At 69.7% G+C, this 19113-nt stretch carries 17 protein-coding genes; 14 read left to right on the top strand and 3 right to left on the bottom strand.

Annotated features, from left to right (window positions below; translation table 11 throughout):
* From ACFW2E_RS10710 to ACFW2E_RS10660, 11 genes are all read left to right on the top strand, one after another.
* Window positions 1–1687, top strand: a 1687-nt coding sequence (locus tag ACFW2E_RS10710) for an APC family permease (protein WP_384464557.1), incomplete at its 5' end; no start/stop codon positions are given.
* Window positions 1688–1944: 257 nt separating this feature from the next.
* Window positions 1945–2034, top strand: a complete 90-nt coding sequence (gene kdpF, locus ACFW2E_RS10705) for a K(+)-transporting ATPase subunit F (protein WP_016434100.1) — start codon at window positions 1945–1947, stop codon at window positions 2032–2034.
* Window positions 2035–2042: 8 nt separating this feature from the next.
* Window positions 2043–3707, top strand: coding sequence for a potassium-transporting ATPase subunit KdpA (gene kdpA / locus ACFW2E_RS10700; protein ID WP_384464553.1), 1665 nt, complete (start codon window positions 2043–2045; stop codon window positions 3705–3707).
* Window positions 3704–5839: a potassium-transporting ATPase subunit KdpB gene (gene kdpB / locus ACFW2E_RS10695; protein ID WP_384464550.1), complete on the top strand. Its 2136-nt coding sequence runs from the start codon at window positions 3704–3706 to the stop codon at window positions 5837–5839. The genes kdpA and kdpB overlap by 4 nt, the downstream gene beginning before the upstream one ends.
* 335 nt (window positions 5840–6174) lie before the next feature.
* Window positions 6175–6984, top strand: a complete 810-nt coding sequence (locus ACFW2E_RS10690) for an SDR family NAD(P)-dependent oxidoreductase (protein ID WP_384464547.1) — start codon at window positions 6175–6177, stop codon at window positions 6982–6984.
* Between the two features lie 331 nt (window positions 6985–7315).
* The gene (locus ACFW2E_RS10685; protein WP_384464544.1) at window positions 7316–7978 is read left to right on the top strand and encodes a GNAT family N-acetyltransferase; all 663 of its coding nucleotides are present in this window, start codon (window positions 7316–7318) and stop codon (window positions 7976–7978) included.
* A gap of 27 nt (window positions 7979–8005) precedes the next feature.
* A complete protein-coding gene (locus ACFW2E_RS10680; RefSeq protein ID WP_384464542.1) occupies window positions 8006–8368 on the top strand; it encodes a hypothetical protein in 363 nt (120 codons plus the stop codon).
* Between the two features lie 137 nt (window positions 8369–8505).
* Window positions 8506–10464 carry an amino acid transporter gene (locus ACFW2E_RS10675; RefSeq protein ID WP_384464539.1) on the top strand — a complete coding sequence of 653 codons (1959 nt, stop codon included), beginning with the start codon at window positions 8506–8508 and terminating at the stop codon, window positions 10462–10464.
* 106 nt (window positions 10465–10570) lie between these two features.
* Window positions 10571–11089, top strand: a complete 519-nt coding sequence (locus ACFW2E_RS10670) for a hypothetical protein (RefSeq protein WP_384464536.1) — start codon at window positions 10571–10573, stop codon at window positions 11087–11089.
* 862 nt (window positions 11090–11951) lie between these two features.
* The gene (locus ACFW2E_RS10665) at window positions 11952–12422 is read left to right on the top strand and encodes a DUF5709 domain-containing protein (protein ID WP_384464533.1); all 471 of its coding nucleotides are present in this window, start codon (window positions 11952–11954) and stop codon (window positions 12420–12422) included.
* A 45-nt stretch (window positions 12423–12467) separates the two neighbouring features.
* Entirely contained in the window at window positions 12468–12746 is a 279-nt protein-coding gene (locus ACFW2E_RS10660; protein ID WP_384464530.1) for a type B 50S ribosomal protein L31, read from the top strand.
* 14 nt (window positions 12747–12760) lie between these two features.
* Here the strand turns inward: ACFW2E_RS10660 and ACFW2E_RS10655 are convergent, their stop codons facing one another.
* Window positions 12761–13555, bottom strand: coding sequence for a metal-dependent hydrolase (locus ACFW2E_RS10655; protein WP_384464527.1), 795 nt, complete (start codon window positions 13553–13555; stop codon window positions 12761–12763).
* 145 nt (window positions 13556–13700) lie between these two features.
* Here ACFW2E_RS10655 and ACFW2E_RS10650 point away from each other — a divergent pair, with 145 nt between their 5' ends.
* Both ACFW2E_RS10650 and ACFW2E_RS10645 read left to right on the top strand, forming a co-directional pair.
* Window positions 13701–16214: a DEAD/DEAH box helicase gene (locus ACFW2E_RS10650; RefSeq protein ID WP_384464524.1), complete on the top strand. Its 2514-nt coding sequence runs from the start codon at window positions 13701–13703 to the stop codon at window positions 16212–16214.
* 19 nt (window positions 16215–16233) lie between these two features.
* A complete protein-coding gene (locus ACFW2E_RS10645) occupies window positions 16234–17100 on the top strand; it encodes an acyl-CoA thioesterase (RefSeq protein WP_384464521.1) in 867 nt (288 codons plus the stop codon).
* Window positions 17101–17130: 30 nt separating this feature from the next.
* On the opposite strand, the gene ACFW2E_RS10640 is transcribed toward ACFW2E_RS10645, so the two are convergent.
* Together ACFW2E_RS10640 and ACFW2E_RS10635 are read right to left on the bottom strand one after the other, a co-directional pair.
* Complete coding sequence (locus ACFW2E_RS10640) at window positions 17131–18048, bottom strand: DUF6397 family protein (protein WP_384464518.1); 918 nt, start codon at window positions 18046–18048, stop codon at window positions 17131–17133.
* Between the two features lie 126 nt (window positions 18049–18174).
* Window positions 18175–18588 (bottom strand): roadblock/LC7 domain-containing protein, encoded by a 414-nt coding sequence (locus tag ACFW2E_RS10635; protein WP_384464515.1) that lies wholly within the window; start codon window positions 18586–18588, stop codon window positions 18175–18177.
* 93 nt (window positions 18589–18681) lie between these two features.
* Here ACFW2E_RS10635 and ACFW2E_RS10630 point away from each other — a divergent pair.
* On the top strand, window positions 18682–19113 hold a 432-nt coding region (locus ACFW2E_RS10630), incomplete at its 3' end, for a PPOX class F420-dependent oxidoreductase (RefSeq protein ID WP_384464512.1).

Here is a 19113-nt window from a genome sequence, read left to right as displayed (position 1 = left end):
CGTGCTGGCCGCGGCGGGTGCCCACGGCCTGGGCTTCACGCTCCCCGTCACCCTGGCCATCGCCGCCCTGCTGGCGGTGCTGGTCGCCTCCTACCGGCAGGTGATCGCGGCCTTCCCGGACGGCGGTGGCTCCTACGCGGTCGCCAGGACGCACCTGGGCGCCCGCACCAGTCTGGTGGCCGCCGCCTCCCTGGTCCTGGACTACGTCCTGAACGTCGCCGTCGCCGTCACGGCCGGCGTGGCCGCCCTGACCTCCGCCTTCCCGGCCCTGTACGGCGACCGGCTGTGGCTGTGCCTGGCCGTCCTCGTGCTGGTCACGGCGGTCAATCTGCGCGGCATAGTCGAGTCGGCCAAGGTTTTCATCGTGCCGACCGTCGTCTTCGTCGGCTCCATCTTCGTGCTGATCATCGTCGGACTGTTCCGGTCCGCGCCGGTGAGCACCGCCACGGCCGCCGGCCATGCCTCGGTCCTGGCCGACAACGCGACCACCGTGGGCGCCCTGCTCCTGCTGAAGGCGTTCGCTTCCGGGTGCTCCGCCCTGACCGGCGTCGAGGCCATCGCCAACGCCGTCCCGTCCTTCCGGGTCCCGCGCGCCCGGCGCGCCCAGCGGGCCGAGGTCGCCCTCGGCGCCGTCCTCGGCGCGATGCTGATCGGCCTGTCGGTGCTGATCTCCCGCTTCCATCTCCAGCCGGTCGAGGGCGTTACCGTCCTCGCCCAGCTCGCGGACGCCTCGCTCGGCCACAACTGGGCCTTCTACGTGATCCAGTTCGCCACGATGATCCTGCTGGCCCTGTCGGCGAACACCTCCTTCGGCGGCCTTCCGGTCCTGCTGAAGCTGCTCGCCCGGGACAACTACCTGCCGCATGTCTTCGCGCTGAAGGCCGACCGTCAGGTGCACCGGCACGGCGTGCTGGTCCTCGCCGCGGTCTCGGCCGCGCTGCTGGTCTTCTCCGGCGGCGACACCAACACCCTGGTGCCGCTCTTCGCCATCGGCGTCTTCGTCGGCTTCACCATCGCCCAGGTCGGCATGGTCCGGCACTGGCGGCTGGAGAGCGGCCCCGGCTGGCGCGGCAAGGCGCTGCTCAACGGCTTCGGCGCCGTCCTGACCGGTGTCTCGACCGTCGTCGTCACGGCGAGCAAGTTCACCGAGGGCGCCTGGCCGATCGTGGTGGCCCTACCCATCCTGGTCGCCGCTTTCCTGACCGTCCGCCGCACTTACGAAAGGATCGGCGAGCGACTCGGCCTGGGCCGCATCCCCGAGCCCCCGCACCGCGACCGCTCGCTGGTGATCGTACCGGTGTCCTCCTTGTCCCGTCTGACGTCCGAGGCCCTGACAGCTGCCGCCTCTCTCGGCGACGAGGTCCGCGCGGTGACCGTCTGCTACCCGGACCCGGAGGACCGGCCCCAGTTGCACGCCCTGGAGCGGGCCTGGGCCGAGTGGGACCCTGGGGTGCCACTGGTCCGGCTGTCGTGCGAGCGGCGCAGCCTGGGCCGCCCCATCGCCGCGTATGTCCGTGAGGTGGCCGCCTCCGAGCCGGCCACGCGGGTCACCGTCCTGATCCCGGAGACGGAGCCGGAGCGGCTGTGGCAGCGGCTGCTGCAGAACCAGCGGGGCGCCGTCGTCGCCCACGCCGTGCGGCGGGAGACGGACGCGGTGATCTGTCGGCTGCGCTTCCGGCTGCTGTGAGCCGGGTCACCGACGGTCACGGCGGCCTACTCACCGGTACGGGTCAGAGGGCGTAAGAGTCCCGTCAAAGCTGTGCGAGCCACCGTAAGAGGACCGTCAACGGACGACCCAATCCGGCCAGGGAGGCGCTTTCCTCTAATCGTCCGTTTCAACCGAACCTCATCCCAGGAGTTCGCGATGGCCGATCTGGCCTTCGTCGTCACCGTGCTCGCGGGTTTCGCGCTGGTGGCCCTTGTCGCCAAGGGGGTGACGAAGCTGTGACCGCCGAGAACATCGTCGGCCTCGTCGTGGCCGTCGCCCTGCTGGGCTATCTCGTCCTCGCCCTGATCTTCCCGGAGAGGTTCTGAGCGCAGACATGAGTCCAGAACTCGCAGGCTTCCTCCAGCTGCTCGCCCTCATAGGCGCGCTGGCACTCGCCTACGTCCCCCTCGGCAACTACATGGCCAGGGTCTACTCCTCGAAGAAGCACCTGCGGGTGGAGAAGTGGATCTACAAGGCCATTGGTGCCAACCCCGACACCGAGATGACCTGGCCCGCCTACCTGCGCGGCGTCCTCGCCTTCTCGGCCGTAAGCGTGCTCTTCCTCTACCTGCTGCAGCGGATCCAGGGTGTCCTGCCCGGCTCGATGGGCTACTCGTCGGTCAACCCGGCGCAGTCGTTCAACACGGCCGCGTCGTTCGTGACCAACACGAACTGGCAGTCGTACTACGGCGAGCAGGCCATGGGCCACGTCGTGCAGACCGCCGGTCTGGCCGTGCAGAACTTCGTCTCCGCGGCCGTCGGCATCGCCGTCGCCGTGGCGCTGGTGCGCGGCTTCGCGCGCTCGCGCACCGGTGAGCTCGGCAACTTCTGGTCCGACCTGGTGCGCGGCACCATCCGCATCCTGGTTCCGGGTGCCGTGATCGCGGCTGTCGTGCTCGTGGCGTGCGGCGCCATCCAGAACTTCTCCGGCATCCACGAGGTCGGTCAGTTCATGGGCGGCTCGCAGCAGTGGAACGGCGGCGCGGTCGCCTCGCAGGAGGCCATCAAGGAGCTGGGCACCAACGGCGGCGGTTACTTCAACGCCAACAGCGCCCACCCGTTCGAGAATCCCACCCCGTTCTCGAACCTCTTCGAGATCTTCCTGCTGCTGGTGATCCCGTTCTCGCTGACCCGTACCTTCGGCGTCATGGTGGGCTCGGTCAAACAGGGCTACGCGATCCTCGCGACGATGGCCACCATCTGGGTCGGCTTCGTCGTGCTGATGATGTGGACCGAGTTCGCTCACCACGGTCCGGCGTTCCAGATCGCCGGCGGGGCGATGGAGGGCAAGGAGACCCGCTTCGGCGTCGGCTCGTCGTCGATCTTCGCGGTGTCGACGACGCTTACCTCGACCGGTGCGGTGGACTCGTTCCACTCCTCGTTCACGGGCCTGGGGGGCGGCATCACCATGCTCGGCATGATGCTGGGCGAGATCGCGCCCGGTGGTACCGGCTCCGGCCTCTACGGCATGCTGATCATGGCGATCATCGCGGTGTTCATCGCCGGTCTGATGGTCGGCCGCACGCCCGAGTACCTGGGCAAGAAGATCGGTTCGCGCGAGATCAAGCTGGCGGCCTGCTACATCCTGATCACGCCGGCGCTGGTGCTCATCTTCACAGCCTCTTCCATGGCGCTGCCGACTCCGCCGCACTCGATGCTGAACTCGGGCGCTCACGGATTCTCCGAGGTCCTGTACGCCTACACATCGGCTTCGAACAACAACGGCTCGGCCTTCGCCGGCCTGAACGCAAACACCGACTGGTACAACACCATGACCGGACTTGCCATGCTGCTCGGCCGCTTCCTGCCGATGGTGTTCGTCCTGGCGCTCGCGGGATCGCTCGCCGAGCAGAAGCCGGTCCCGGTCACCGCGGGCACCCTGCGCACCGAGAAGCCGCTGTTCACCGGCCTGCTGGTAGGCGCGATCCTGATCATCACCGGTCTGACCTACTTCCCGGCCCTGGCGCTGGGTCCGCTGGCCGAGGGGCTGGCGTCATGACCACTCGCACAGAGAAGCAAGAGGACTCGATGTCCACAGCCACCCCGACCCGGGCGCCGCACAGCGACGTGCCCACCGGGCACAAGCCTGCCGAAGGACGTGTCGGCGCGGGCCTGTTCGATCCCAAGCAGCTTCTCAAGTCGCTGCCTGACGCCTTCCGCAAGCTCGACCCGCGGGTGATGATCAAGTCTCCCGTGATGTTCGTGGTGTGGATCGGATCGGTGCTGACCACGGTCTTCTCCTTCAAGGACCCGGGCGACTGGTTCGGCTGGGCGATCAGCGCCTGGCTGTGGCTGACCGTCGTCTTCGCCAACCTGGCGGAGGCCGTGGCCGAGGGCCGGGGCAAGGCGCAGGCCGACACCCTGCGCAAGGCCAAGACCGACACCATCGCGCGCCGACTCCTCAAGGACGGCTCCGAGGAGCAGGTCCCAGGCACCGAGCTGAAGATCGGCGACCTGGTCGTCTGCGAGGCGGGCGACATCATCCCCGGTGACGGTGACGTCATCGAGGGCGTCGCCTCGGTGGACGAGTCGGCGATCACCGGTGAGTCGGCGCCCGTGATCCGCGAGTCCGGTGGCGACCGCAGCGCCGTCACGGGCGGTACCAAGGTCCTCTCCGACCGGATCGTCATCAGGATCACGACGAAGCCGGGCGAGACCTTCATCGACCGGATGATCAACCTTGTCGAGGGTGCGGCCCGGCAGAAGACGCCGAACGAGATCGCGCTGAACATCCTGCTGGCGTCGCTGACGATCGTCTTCCTGCTGGCCTGTGCCACGCTGCCGCCGTTCGCCGACTACGCGGGCACGCACCTGACGATGGTCGTGCTGGTGGCCCTGCTGGTCTGCCTGATCCCGACCACGATCGGCGCGCTGCTGTCCGCGATCGGCATCGCGGGCATGGACCGCCTGGTCCAGCGCAACGTCCTGGCAATGTCCGGCCGCGCGGTCGAGGCCGCCGGCGACGTCTCCACGCTGCTGCTCGACAAGACCGGCACCATCACCCTGGGTAACCGCCAGGCCGCCGAGTTCGTGCCGGTGCGCGGGACGACGGAGGCCGAGGTCGCCGACGCCGCCCAGCTCTCCTCGCTGGCCGACGAGACGCCCGAAGGCCGTTCCATCGTCGTCCTGGCGAAGGAGAAGTACGGCCTGCGCGAGCGTCACCAGGGCGAGCTGGCGCACGCCGAGTGGATCGCCTTCACCGCCCAGACCCGTATGTCGGGTGTGGACGTCGACGGCAGGAAGATCCGCAAGGGCGCGGCCGGTTCGGTCATCGCCTGGGTCAAGGAGCAGGGCGGCGAAGTCGCCGAAGACGCTCAGGTGCTGACCGACCGCATCTCCGAGGCAGGCGGTACCCCGCTGCTGGTCGCGGCTGAGGACGAGCAGGGCGCCCGGATCCTGGGCGTCATCCATCTCAAGGACGTCGTCAAGGAGGGCATGCGGGAGCGGTTCGACGAGCTTCGCCGCATGGGCATCAAGACCGTCATGATCACGGGTGACAACCCGCTGACCGCCAAGGCGATCGCCCAGGAGGCGGGCGTCGACGACTTCCTCGCGGAGGCCACTCCCGAGGACAAGATGGCCCTCATCAAGCGGGAGCAGGCGGGCGGCAAGCTGGTCGCGATGACCGGTGACGGCACCAACGACGCCCCGGCGCTGGCGCAGGCGGACGTCGGCGTGGCGATGAACACGGGTACGTCGGCCGCCAAGGAGGCCGGCAACATGGTCGACCTCGACTCCAACCCGACCAAGCTCATCGAGATCGTCAAGATCGGCAAGCAACTCCTCATCACCCGGGGCGCGTTGACCACGTTCTCCATCACCAACGACGTCGCGAAGTACTTCGCGATCCTCCCGGCGATGTTCGCGGGCTCGTACCCGGGCCTGGAGTCCCTGAACGTCATGGGCCTGCACAGCCCGACCTCGGCCATCACCTCCGCGATCATCTTCAACGCGTTGATCATCGTCGCACTGATCCCACTGGCCCTGCGCGGCGTGCGCTACACCCCGTCCTCCGCACACGACCTGCTGCGCCGCAACCTGCTCGTCTACGGCCTCGGCGGCCTCTTGCTGCCCTTCGTGGGCATCAAGCTGATCGACCTGCTGGTCTCGGGGGTACCCGGCCTTGGCTGAGCCACGCCCGTCCGTCTGGCTCACCCGTCAAGGCCCCGTATGCACACGTCAGAGCCCCGTCAGAGAACGGGGTTTCGGCTTGCCCGGGATGTGCGGCACGGCTTCCATGGAACCTGTGAACAGCGCCTGGCTTCTCTTCGACCGGCCGCCGAGTCCCGCTCGGCCGTCGTGTCATGTGCCGCGCTGACCGGAAGCGCCCGCGTCCCGCCGACGCGCTTTCCGTGACCCGAGGGGCGCCGTGATCGGCGCCTGCGCCCCTCGCCCTCCCTTCGCCCCCGCACGCCCACCGCCCCTCACCGGGCGGTACCGACGTGCCCGCAACCCCGGATTGGATCATGCCCAACTCCACCCTTTCGTCCCGCACCGTCCTGGTCACCGGCGCCACCTCCGGCATCGGCTACGAGACCGCCCGGCAGCTCGCCGAGCGCGGCGCCACCGTGCTGCTGCACGGCCGTACCGCCGAGGAGACCCGGGCCGCTGCCGACCGCCTCATCGCCACGGCTGGAGTCGGCGCCCGCCAACCGGCTCTCTACTCGGCCGACTTCGCCCACCTGGAAGAAGTCGAGACCCTCGCCCGCACGGTCGTCGCCGAACACCCGCACCTGGACGTCCTGGTCAACAACGCGGGCGTGGCCGCCCCCGAGCGGCACACCGTCACCGCCGACGGCAACGAGATCGCCTTCCAGGTCAACTTCCTCGCCCATTACCTGCTGACGTGCCTGCTGGAGCCGGCCCTGACCAACGACCCGGGCGGCCGGGTCGTGAACGTCTCCTCGTCCCTGCACCGCACGGCATCCATCCAGTGGGCCGACCCCAACCGCGCCCGCCGTTACTCCCGCCTCGCCGCCTACGCCCAGTCCCAGCTGGCCCTGACAGTGTTCGCAGCCGACCCTCGCGTCACCGCGGTCTCCGTGCACCCGGGTGCCTGCGACACCGCGCTGCTGCCGCTGTACGCCCACGAGGGCCTCTCGCCCGCCGAGGGCGCGGCGCACGTGGTACGGCTGTGCGACCCGGCGGTCGAAATCGTCAACGGCGCCTACTACGACCGCGCCGAGCGCGTCGGGCCGGCCCCGGCCGCGACCGAGGAGCGGACGGTCAAGCGCCTCACCAAGCTGGCGGACCTGCTGGTCGGCCGCACCGCTTGAAGCATCGTCCAGAACAGAGGAGTTGACGTACGTGTCGAAGCGCGCCCGCAAGAAGAAGACCCGCCGCAAGAAGAAGGCCAACCACGGCAACAAGGCCGGCCAGAGCTGACCGACCACGTCGATGGACGCCGTCGATCGCACGGGCGGGTGACGAGGAGCGGGAAAGCGCCCCGTCGCCCGCCCGATCCACCCGCTACCCCAACCCCCACGAGGCACCGATGATCGAGATCTCACCGCCGGACCCCCGGGCGCTCGCGCGCTGGTTCCCCACCGGATTCCCCGGCCCCGCCACGATCGGCGAGCACGTGCTGGCCACGGGCATCGGCCGCTGGTGGGCCGAAGAACCGTCCAGCCGCGCACGGTCGCCGTATCCTGCGCCGGCCACGTCGTGCTGCGCGGCAGCCCGGAGGAGCTCATGCCGGGTCTCCTCGCGCCTCTGGCCGGCAACCGCGTCGAGGATCCGGCCCGGTTCCTGCCCGCCCTCGGCGTCGCCTTCGACCGGCTCACCCCGTGGGAGCGCATGATCTGGACGCTCCAGGCCACGCCTCAGCCCGCCACCGTCCCGCACGCGGTGACCGTACGGCACCTGGAACCCGCGGACGCCGACGCCGTGCATGCCCTTGGCCCGGACGCGTCCTGGCTCTCGGCCAGCTGGGGCGGACCGCGCGGCCTCGCCGCCTCCGGACACGCCTGGGCCGCGGTGGGCCGCACCGGTCGCATCCTCGCGGTGGCCTGCACCTACTTCCGCGGCACCGGCTACGAGGACGTGGCCGTCTACACCGTCCCCGACCGCAGACGCCACCACCTCGCCCTCTTCTGCGTCACCTCCCTTTGCGCGGACATCGCCTGCCGTGGCCACACGCCCAGCTGGAACTGTTCGATCCACAACCGCGCCAGCCGCCTCCTGGCCTGGAACGCCGGTTTCCGCCTGGTTCGCGAATACGTCCACTACGCGGTCGGAAGCCCCGTGTCACACGATCGGCTCAGCGCCTAGCGACCGCCCCGGAAGAGGGAGAAGCCAGTGCCCAGGAAGCCCCCGCTCCTCACTCTTCCGATCCTCGGAGGGAGCCACGAGCTCACGATCACCCGGCTGAAGCGCGGGGAGAACTCCTTCACGCTCCACTACTGGATCACCCCACCGTTGCCGGAGTCGGGTAGCGAGTCCCTTGTACTCCCGGTCCTGGAGGCTCTGGACGACCTCGGCAACGAATACCACGACCGCGGCGGCGCCTACGGCACCCATCCGGACGGCACCTACACCGACGGCAGCCTCACCATGCAGCCGTCTCTGCATCGGGACGCGAGCAGCCTGCGGATCCACATCACCTGGCTGAGGGGCGGCGCGGAATCGTCGTACGACATGACGCTGGATGTCCGGTTCTGACGGCGCACATCACGCGGCGCGCTCGACCTTAACGCGGCCTTGACGCGTTCGGCGGACATATCCGTGGGTCCGTGCGTCACCCCTTGCTTACGCTGGCCGGAACCCCACGCTGAGCCGCACACCGGGAGAGCACGCCGATGGCCACCACCACCGAACACCCGCCGCCGAGCCGACTGCGGACGTGGATGCTGGAGGGCCTGTCCGACATGGGCAAGCACGGTGCCCACGCCGGCCCGCAGGCCGAGCCGGCGCCTTCGCACAAGGGCCAGCGCTGGTACCGCGTGATGTGCCTGACCGGCGTCGACTACTTCTCCACCCTCGGCTACCAGCCCGGCATCGCGGCCCTCGCGGCCGGCCTGCTCTCCCCGATCGCCACCCTCGTCCTCGTCATAGTCACCCTGGCCGGCGCCCTCCCGGTATACCGTCGAGTGGCCGAGGAGAGTCCCCACGGCGAGGGCTCCATCGCGATGCTGGAGCGGCTGCTGTCCTTCTGGAAGGGCAAACTGTTCGTACTGACCCTGCTCGGCTTCGCCGCCACCGACTTCCTCATCACCATCACCCTGTCGGCCGCCGACGCCTCCACCCACCTGGTGGAGAACCCGCACCTGACGAGCACGCTGCACGGCCAGCAGATGCTCATCACGTTGATCCTCGTCGCCCTGCTGGGCGCGGTGTTCCTCAAGGGCTTCCTGGAGGCGATCGGCGTCGCGGTGGCCCTGGTGGTGGTCTATCTCGGTCTGAACGCAGTGGTCGTGGTGGTCGGCATGTGGCACGTCCTCACTGCGGGCCACGTGGTTACCGACTGGACCAGCGCCCTGACCACCGAGCACGGCAACGTCCTGGCCATGATCGGTGTGTCTCTGCTGGTGTTCCCGAAGCTCGCCCTGGGCCTGTCCGGCTTCGAGACCGGCGTCGCCGTCATGCCCCACGTCCAGGGAGACACAGACGACACCGAGGAGAAGCCGAAGGGCCGGATCCGGGACACCAAGAAGCTGCTGACGGCCGCAGCGCTCATCATGAGCGTGTTCCTGATCGCCACGAGCTTCATCACGACGGTGCTCATACCGGAGAACGAGTTCAAGTCCGGCGGCAAGGCCAACGGCCGCGCGCTGGCGTATCTGGCGCACGAGTACCTGGGCAATGTCTTCGGCACGGTCTACGACCTTTCGACCATCGCTATCCTGTGGTTTGCTGGCGCCTCTGCCATGGCCGGCCTGCTCAACCTCATGCCGCGCTACCTGCCCCGCTACGGCATGGCCCCGCACTGGGCCCGCGCCGTGCGCCCGATGGTGATCGTCTTCACGCTGGTCGCCTTCCTGGTCACCTGGATCTTCGACGCCGACGTGGACGCGCAGGGCGGCGCCTACGCCACCGGCGTGCTGGTCCTGATGTCCTCCGCGGCGATCGCGGTGACCATCGCCTCCCGTAGGGCCGGGCAGCGCGGCTGGACCATCGGCTTCGCAACCGTGTCCGCGGTCCTGCTCTACGTGACCGCTGCCAACGTCGTCGAGCGCCCGGACGGTGTGAAAATCGGCGCCTGCTTCATCGTCGGCATCATGCTGGTCTCTCTGCTGTCCCGGCTGGCCCGCGCCTTCGAGCTGCGTGTGACCAGCGTGACGCTCGATCCGATGGCGGAACGATTCGTCCGTGACATCGCCAGCCGAAAGATCCGCTTCATCGCCAACGAGCCCGGCCGACGGGACAAGGCCCAGTACCTCGACAAGATCGAGCAGATCCGGGCCGACAACGACCTGCCCGAACAGGAGGACTTCGTCTTCGTCGAGGTCACGGTCACCGACCCCTCCGAGTTCGAGGCGGGCCTGACGGTACGCGGCGAGGTCCTGCACAACCGCTACCGCGTCCTGACGTTGGAGTCCTCCTCCATCCCCAACGCCCTGGCAGCCCTGCTCCTCCATGTCCGCGACAGCACCCGCTGCACCCCCCACATCTACTTCGAGTGGACCGAGGGCAACCCGTTCGCCAACTTCCTGCGCTTCTTCCTCTTTGGGCAGGGCGAGGTCGCCCCGGTCACCCGTGAGGTCCTGCGCGAGGCCGAACCGGACCGGGCCAGGCGCCCGCGCGTCCACACCGGCTGAGGACTCGGGCGACCGCGTCAGGATCCCGTCAAGATTCTCCCGTGCGGCGTTAGGACTCCGTAAGCAGCAGCCGCCGGACCCCGTACGGCCGCCTAGCGTCAACGTCATGCGACGGAGCGGATCGACGGGCCCGGCCGGCGACCGCCACTGGCGCGGCAGCGCCCGGCTCGCGGTGAGCTGCACCCTGCTCTTCTGCGCCATGAGCTTCCTGGTCGACTGGGACGCGGGCAGCCTGACGCCCCTCCGCGCCCTGCTCTGGGTCACCCTGTCGGCCGCGGTAGGCGCCGTCCTGCTCCCACAGCGGGTGAGTGCGGGCCGCGGCTGGCTAGCGGTACGCACCCCTTGGCGCCGACGCGTGGTCCGCACGGACGCGCTTGCGGCCGTACGACAGTACGACGGTGTCTCCTCCCACCTGGTCCTGCGGGACGTCTACGGCCACCGCCTGGAACTCGATCCCCGGATCCTCGCCGCCAACCCCCTGCTCTGGCACGAAGTCGACACGGGCGTCCGCCGTTCTCTGGAGCGGGGCACGCTGCGCCACGGAGCGGACGTCCTCGACCGGTTGGGGCACCAGATCGACGAGGAGACCGCGGAGGCGGTTCTCCGGGCTTCCGGCCTTTCCTGACCTGACAGATGCGGAAACGCCATGACCTCTTGAGTCTGTCTGAGGTGACAGAAACGAGGGGCGGATGGCGGCTCCCTGGCCGGGGACAGAATCGGACTGAACACTCCGATCCGGCGAGGGCGCGTGACAGATCCAGGTGCCCACGCGACCGCCTACTCAGCACTCGGCCGCCGCTACGCCACCCGACTCAACGGCCATCGCCAGCCGGCTTGGAAGACTGTCAAGCCCTCGGCATCACCCGGACACAAGCCAGGTGCCCCGCGACCATTCCGAAGTCCTGCTGCCACAAAGGGCGCTACCTAGTGTGACCGTGCAGTCCCATCGCCTTCACTCATTGCGCATTTCACTTGGACAACCGACCGCAGCCCGTTGCGCACAGGCGCGGAAACTGCAACGTCAGAGCTTTCACACTGCGCATGAAGCGGCGCACCCTACACCGGCCGCTCGAGGGCGGCACCGCCCGACCGGGCCCGAACGCCGCACCCGCGCCACCGGTCCGCAGGCGGGCAGCGGCCGGGCACGGCCTGGGACTCCCGGCGGCGGACGCCGGGGCAGGCCACGTCGGATCTGGGCGACGCCGGGAAGACCCGGCACGGTTCCGCGGGGCCGGGCAGGGGCGAGCGCTCCCGGCTTCCGGCGGTGCGGCGCGCCGCGTGGGGCCGTGGCGGGGACGACTACTCCCAGGCCAGGGCCCGTGGCGTTGCGCGGTGCCGATCCGGGGTGGAAGGCTGGATAGCGGCACCGGTTCGGGGGACGCCCGGGAACCGTCCGGTTCGAAACGGGTGAAAGCCGTGCCGCGCGCGCCGGCGGCCCGCCGCCGATCGCGGTGAGAACGGGCCGTCCCCGTCACCTGGAGGTACCCGTGGACAGCGCCGACGGATGGGGAGATGACGTCTACCAGCCCGATGGATCCGAGATCCGGGAGGACTCCGGGCTGCTCGACGCCGAGGACACGCTGGTCGACGACGGTGTCGGCGATCCCCTCGACCGGGGCTGGTCCCCTCCCGAGAGGCCCTGGGCGGTCGAGCACACCGGCGTGACCGCGGCGGAGCGGCACCAGGGCGAGACCCTGGACCAGCGCCTCGCCGAGGAGCTGCCCGATCTCGGCGTGCCCGACGACGACGGCATCGGCGACTGCCAGGGCACCGACGGCGAAGCCCTGGACAACGAGGTCGGCGCCCTCCGCTCCGGCCGCCTCGTGGCACCCGACGAGGGCGCCCACGAGGACGAGGAGAGTGCCCTGGTCGCCACGGACGTCGGCATAGACGGCGCGGCCGCCTCCGCCGAGGAGGCCGCGATGCACATCGTGGACGAGGGCACCATCTACGGCTGACCCCGGCGTCCCGCGCCCACCGGCCAGACCGCGCGAGGAGCATCGATGCAGCAGGACAAGCAGCCCGACTACCGCCCCGTCGTCTTCCGGGACCGCTCCGCCGGATACGCGTTCCTGACCCGGTCCACCGCGACCAGCGAGCAGACCATCGAGTGGGACGACGGCGAGACGTACCCCGTGGTCGACGTCGAGATCTCCTCGGAGAGCCACCCCTTCTACACCGGCAAGGCCCGCACGGTCGACTCGGAGGGCCGTGTCGCACGCTTCGAGCGGCGGTACGGCGAAGCCGGGCAGGGCTCCGGCACGGGCGGCAAAACGGCCTGACCCCGGCCCGGCCGTCAGATCACGTTGAGGGCGGCGGCGCAGCCCACTCCCCCGAGCAGCATGAACGCCGGCATCAGCACCTTCAGCTCGACCCAGCTGCCCGCCCGGAACCGCATGGGCTTCGGCGGCCCCACCGGGTACCAGCGCTTGCGGCCCACCGGGATCGGCCACAGGATCGGGCAGCCGGAGACGGTCAGCGCGTCCCCGATGTCGTGCACCAGCGCCCCCAGCACGACCGGCAGCCCCAGCCACAGGTACTCCTGGCCCGGCGCGGTGAACAGCCAGTCCGAGCCGTTGCCCGGCTTGTCCAGGATGCCCGCGAGGATCCAGGCGCTGGTAGCCGCCAGCAGCCAGACCAGGACGTCGGCGCTGGAGCCGCGGGTCGCCCGCCACAGCAGGCCCTCGATCGCCAGCACCATGTGCGCGAACAGGATCGCCAGCACCGCCCAGCGGCCCCCGGTGATCGCCGCGGCGGAGCAGCCCGCGCCGATCAGCACCGCCCACAGCCACGTGTGCGTCAGCGTGCGGTGCCCCCCGGAGCGGCGCGGGTCGCCCTGCTTCTTCGTGGCCTTGTAGACGGCGTACGACAGCTTGTCGACGATCTCGCAGAGCCAGTGCGACAGCGGGCCGAAGGCGCGCGAGATGGTCGCCGCCTTGTGGTCGAGGTCGGGGGCGAGCGCGGCGCCGGCGCAGATCAGGGCCCCGACCAGGACGACCGGCCAGGGCATGGGGTGCCCGGCAGCGGCGGCGGCCGCTCCGACGCCGAGCCAGGCGGCGGCTCCCGACAGTGAGTGTGCTGGTCCCATCATGGCCGTTCCCCGCCCTATTCCTCGTGTGCCGCTGTCCAGTTGACCGGGTGCGTTGACGCTCCGTCGGCGCCACAGCGTAGCTGCCGTGATCATCGCATCCGCAGCCGATTCCCCCATCGGCCGATGGGCCAGGCAAGATGGGGGCGTGACCCTCATCGATCAGCTGCCGCGGACCGCCGACCCCGATGCCCTGTACGAAGCCTTCGAGGCGTGGTCCCAGGAACGCGGTCTCACGCTCTACCCCCATCAGGAGGAGGCGCTGATCGAGGTGGTCTCCGGCGCGAACGTGATCGTGTCGACGCCCACCGGCTCCGGCAAGAGCATGGTCGCCGCGGGTGCCCACTTCGCCGCCCTGGCCCGGGACGAGGTCACCTTCTACACGGCCCCGATCAAGGCGCTCGTCTCGGAGAAGTTCTTCGAGCTCTGCAAGATCTTCGGCACCGAGAACGTCGGCATGCTGACCGGCGACGCGTCCGTGAACGCCGACGCGCCCGTCATCTGCTGCACCGCCGAGGTGCTCGCCTCCATCGCGCTGCGCGACGGGAAGGACGCGGACGTCGGCCAGGTCGTCATGGACGAGTTCCACTTCTACGCGGAGGGCGACCGCGGCTGGGCCTGGCAGATCCCCCTGCTCGAACTGCCGCAGGCGCAGTTCGTCCTGATGTCGGCCACGCTCGGCGACGTCTCCTTCTTCGAGGAGGACCTCACCCGCCGCACGGGTCGTCCCACCTCGGTGGTCCGCTCCGCGACCCGCCCGGTGCCGCTCTCCTACGAGTACAAGCTCACTCCCCTCACGGAGACGCTCACCGACCTGCTGGAGACCAGGCAGGCGCCGGTGTACATCGTCCACTTCACCCAGGCGCAGGCCGTGGAGCGGGCGCAGGCGCTGATGAGCATCAACATGTGCTCGCGCGAGGAGAAGGACCAGATCGCCGAGCTGATCGGCAACTTCCGCTTCACCACCAAGTTCGGCCGCAACCTGTCCCGTTACGTCCGCCATGGCATCGGCGTCCACCACGCCGGCATGCTCCCCAAGTACCGGCGTCTGGTGGAGAAGCTCGCGCAGGCCGGTCTGCTGAAGGTCATCTGCGGCACCGACACCCTCGGTGTGGGGGTCAACGTCCCCATCCGGACCGTGCTGTTCACCGCGCTGACCAAGTACGACGGCAACCGCGTACGCACTCTGCGCGCCCGTGAGTTCCACCAGATCGCGGGCCGGGCCGGTCGGGCCGGTTTCGACACGGCCGGGCTCGTCGTCGCGCAGGCGCCCGAGCACGTCATCGAGAACGAGAAGGCGCTCGCGAAGGCCGGCGACGATCCCAAGAAGCGCCGCAAGGTCGTCCGCAAGAAGGCGCCCGAGGGTTTCGTCGGCTGGACGGAGAACACCTTCGAGAAGCTGATCGCCTCCGAGCCGGAGCCGCTGACCTCGCGCTTCCGTGTGACGCACACGATGCTGCTGTCGGTGATCGCCCGGCCCGGAAACGCCTTCGAGGCGATGCGGCGCCTCCTGGAGGACAACCACGAGCCGCGCAAGCAGCAGCTCCGGCACATCCGGCGCGCGATCGCCATCTACCGCTCCCTGCTGGACGGCGGCATCGTCGAGAAGCTCGACGTGCCGGACGCCGAGGGCCGCATCGTCCGTCTCACGGTCGACCTGCAGCAGGACTTCGCGCTCAACCAGCCGCTGTCCACGTTCGCACTCGCCGCGTTCGAACTGCTGGACCCGGAGTCGCCGTCCTACGCCCTGGACATGGTGTCCGTCGTGGAGTCCACGCTGGACGACCCGCGGCAGATCCTGGTCGCCCAGCAGAACAAGGCGCGAGGCGAGGCCGTGGCCGCGATGAAGGCGGACGGCGTCGAGTACGAGGAGCGCATGGAGCGCCTCCAGGACGTCACGTACCCGAAGCCGCTGGAGGAGCTGCTCTTCCACGCGTACAACACCTACCGCAAGAGCCACCCCTGGGTCGGCGACCATCCGCTGTCGCCGAAGTCCGTCATCCGGGACATGTACGAACGGGCCCTGTCCTTCACGGAGCTGGTGTCCTTCTACGAGCTGGCCCGCATCGAGGGCATCGTGCTGCGCTACCTGGCCAGTGCCTACAAGACCCTGGACCACACCGTCCCGGACGACATCAAGTCGGAGGACCTCCAGGATCTGATCGAGTGGCTCGGCGAGATGGTGCGCCAGGTCGACTCCAGCCTGCTGGACGAGTGGGAGCAGCTGGCCAACCCGGAGGAGATGACCGCCGAGGAGGCCCAGGAGAAGGCCGACGAGGTGAAGCCGGTGACCACCAACGCGCGCGCCTTCCGTGTGCTCGTCCGCAACGCGATGTTCCGGCGCGTCGAGCTCGCCGCCCTCGACCAGGTCGACGAACTGGGCGAGCTGGACGCCGAGTCCGGCTGGGACGCGCAGGCCTGGGGCGAGGCGATGGACAAGTACTGGGACGAGTACGAGGACCTGGGCACCGGCCCCGACGCCCGCGGCCCCAAGCTGCTCGTGATCCAGGAGGAGCCGCAGAACGGCCTGTGGCGAGTCCGTCAGATCTTCGACGACCCGAACGACGACCACGACTGGGGCATCAGCGCGGAGGTCGACCTCGCGGCCTCCGACGCGGAGGGCCGTGCCGTTGTCCGCGTGACCGACGTCGGCCAGCTGTGACCACAGGAGAATCCCAGACATGACGAACCCGGCCGAGAGACTCGTCGACCTGCTCGACCTGGAGCAGATAGAGGTCAACATCTTCCGTGGCCGCAGCCCCCAGGAGTCCCTCCAGCGGGTCTTCGGCGGACAGGTTGCGGGACAGGCGCTGGTCGCCGCGGGGCGCACCACGGACGGCGAGCGCCCGGTGCACTCGCTGCACGCGTACTTCCTGCGCCCGGGCCGGCCGGGCGTGCCGATCGTGTACCAGGTGGAGCGGGTCCGGGACGGGCGGTCGTTCACGACCCGCCGGGTCACCGCGGTGCAGCAGGGCCGCACGATCTTCAATCTGACCGCCTCCTTTCACATGCCTGAGCAAGGACCTTTCGAGCACCAGCTGCCGCCGGCCCGCGAGGTGCCCGACCCGGAGTCCCTGCCGACGGTCACCGACGAGATCCGGAAGCATCTGGGCGCTCTGCCCGAGCAGTTGGAGCGGATGGCGCGCCGTCAGCCCTTCGACATCCGCTACGTCGACCGGCTGCGGTGGAACTCCGGCGAGATCAAGGACGCCGAGCCGCGCAGCGCGGTGTGGATGCGTGCGGTCGGACCGCTGGGCGACGACCCTCTGGTGCACACCTGCGCGCTCACCTACGCCAGCGACATGACCCTCCTGGACGCGGTGCGCATTCCCATCGAACCCCTGTGGGGCCCGCGGAACTTCGACATGGCCTCGCTGGACCACGCCATGTGGTTCCATCGGCCGTTCCGCGCGGACGAGTGGTTCCTGTACGACCAGGAGTCCCCGATCGCGACGGGCGGCCGCGGTCTGGCTCGCGGGCGCATCTACGACCTGGAGGGGCGCCTGCTCGTTTCGGTGGTCCAGGAAGGTCTGTTCCGGGCGCTGTAGCGGATGCGGACGCCCGCGTCGGCAAGGGCCTCAGTCGGTCGCGGGCCGGTGGCTTCTGCCGCGCAGCCGGCCCAGCAGTCCGCGGGGCCGGACCGTTGCCTCGGCTGCGGACCGGGCCGGCGGCGGGACGTGCGGGGGTGCGGGGCGCGGGGCGGGGCCTGAAGCGGGACGTGGCGCCGGGCGGTGTGCGCGCGCCTCCTCCATGCCTCGGGCCAGGTCGTTCCTCAGCCAGCCGATCTCGTCCAGGTCGTCCGCCGTCATGATCTTCTCGGCGAGGCGCGCGGAGGGAGTTGCCGGTGCCCCGTGGGCGGGCGGTGCCGGGCGGAACCGGTTCAGATGGGAGCGCTCGTACGGGTCCCTGACCACGTCCGCGATGTGAACGGGGTCGAGGAAGGCGGCGACGGCTCCGGCGCGCTCCCACGGATTCTCCGCCTGTCGCAGCAGAAATCCGAGATGACGTCCGCGCCAGTTGCGGGCGCGCAGGTCCAGGCCGGTCGCCAGCTGACCGCGCAGCACCTCGGGCGTCCGGCCGGTCAGCAGGGACACGTGCTTCTCGTCGGCCGCGAACTGCCGCAGTTCCTCCGCCAGGTAGAGCCAGACCACGGCCCGGTAGCGGTTCAGGTAGAACTTCACGGGCACCACCAGTCCCAGGCGCGCGAGGCGGGTGAACCTGGTCACCGGCACGTTCATGATGTGCGCGCCTTCCGTGGTGCCCACGGCTCGGGCGCTCTCGCGTAGCGCCTCGGGAAAGCCCTCCTGCGCGCGCAGCCGGTCGATCTCGGCGCGCTCGACCCGGCGGCCGCCGCCCCCGCCCTCGTCGGGCACGGTCCGGATCCGGCCGAGGTGTACGGCAAGGTCGAACTCTCCCCGCCTGAGGTTCAGTTCGCGCGCGGCGCGGCTCGGCGTGCAGGAGAGGGGAAGGGGTCGCGTGATGGTGGTGCCCGGCATGGTCGTACTCCCCCGTGGAGACGGTGGCTCGCGCCGTGTGCGTTCGCCGTGAAAAAACCGTAGCCGGTCCGGCGGATCGCGTGGCGAGCCTGTGGATAACTCCAAGGGGAGAGACGCATGGGCAGATCAGAGGTCTGCCGCGGAAGAGCGCTCGGGATGTCGGGCGTCCACGCTGAGGTGTTCGCCGACCCGGTTGACGAGCAGGGTCATCTCGTAGGCGATCTGGCCGATGTCGGCTTCCGCCCCGCTGAGCACGCACAGACAGCTGCCGCTGCCGGCCGCGGTGACGAACAGGACGGCGTCGTCGTACTCGATCATCGTCTGACGCACCCGGCCCGCGCCGAAGTGGCGTCCCGAGCCTTTGGCCAGGCTGTGCAGTCCGGAGGCTATGGCGGCGAGATGCTCCGCGTCCTCGCGGCGAAGGCCCGTACTCGCTCCCGTCACCAGCCCGTCGTTCGACAGGACCAGCGCGTGCCGTACGTGTTCCACGCGCTCCGTCAGGTCGTCGAGAAGCCAGCCGAGTCCCTGGTTCTGCGCCATGCTCCTTCTCCCCGTGTGATGTCTCCCCCTGGCCGGAGGATTGCTCCGCCAGCCTTCCCCACGACCGTCGTCCGGGCAAGGAGAATGGTGGGCATGGCACAGAAGATGACCGACGAGGAATGGCGGGCGTTCGTGTCGGCCGGCACCCGCACCGGCAAGCTGTCGACCGTTCGGGCAGACGGGAGCCCCCACGTGGCGCCGGTCTGGTTCCTGCTGGACGGGGACGAGGTGGTCTTCAATACCGGCAAGGACACCGTGAAAGGGCGCAATCTGACCCGTGACGGGCGCGTCGCCCTGTGCGTGGACGACGACCGGCCACCGTTCCACTTCGTGGTCCTCAACGGCCGCGCCCGGCTGTCGGAGGACCTCGAAGAGCTTCGGCACTGGGCGACGCGGATCGCGGCCAGGTACATGGGCGAGGACCGCGCGGAGGAGTTCGGCGCCCGCAATGGCGTTCCGGGCGAGCTCGTGGTCCGCGTGACCATCGACCAGGTGGTGGCCCTCAAGGACCTGACGGGCTGTAGG

Source organism: Streptomyces sp. NPDC058964, from assembly GCF_042741275.1.
GTDB lineage: Bacteria > Actinomycetota > Actinomycetes > Streptomycetales > Streptomycetaceae > Streptomyces.
This window is presented reverse-complemented; position numbering and strand designations above follow the sequence as displayed.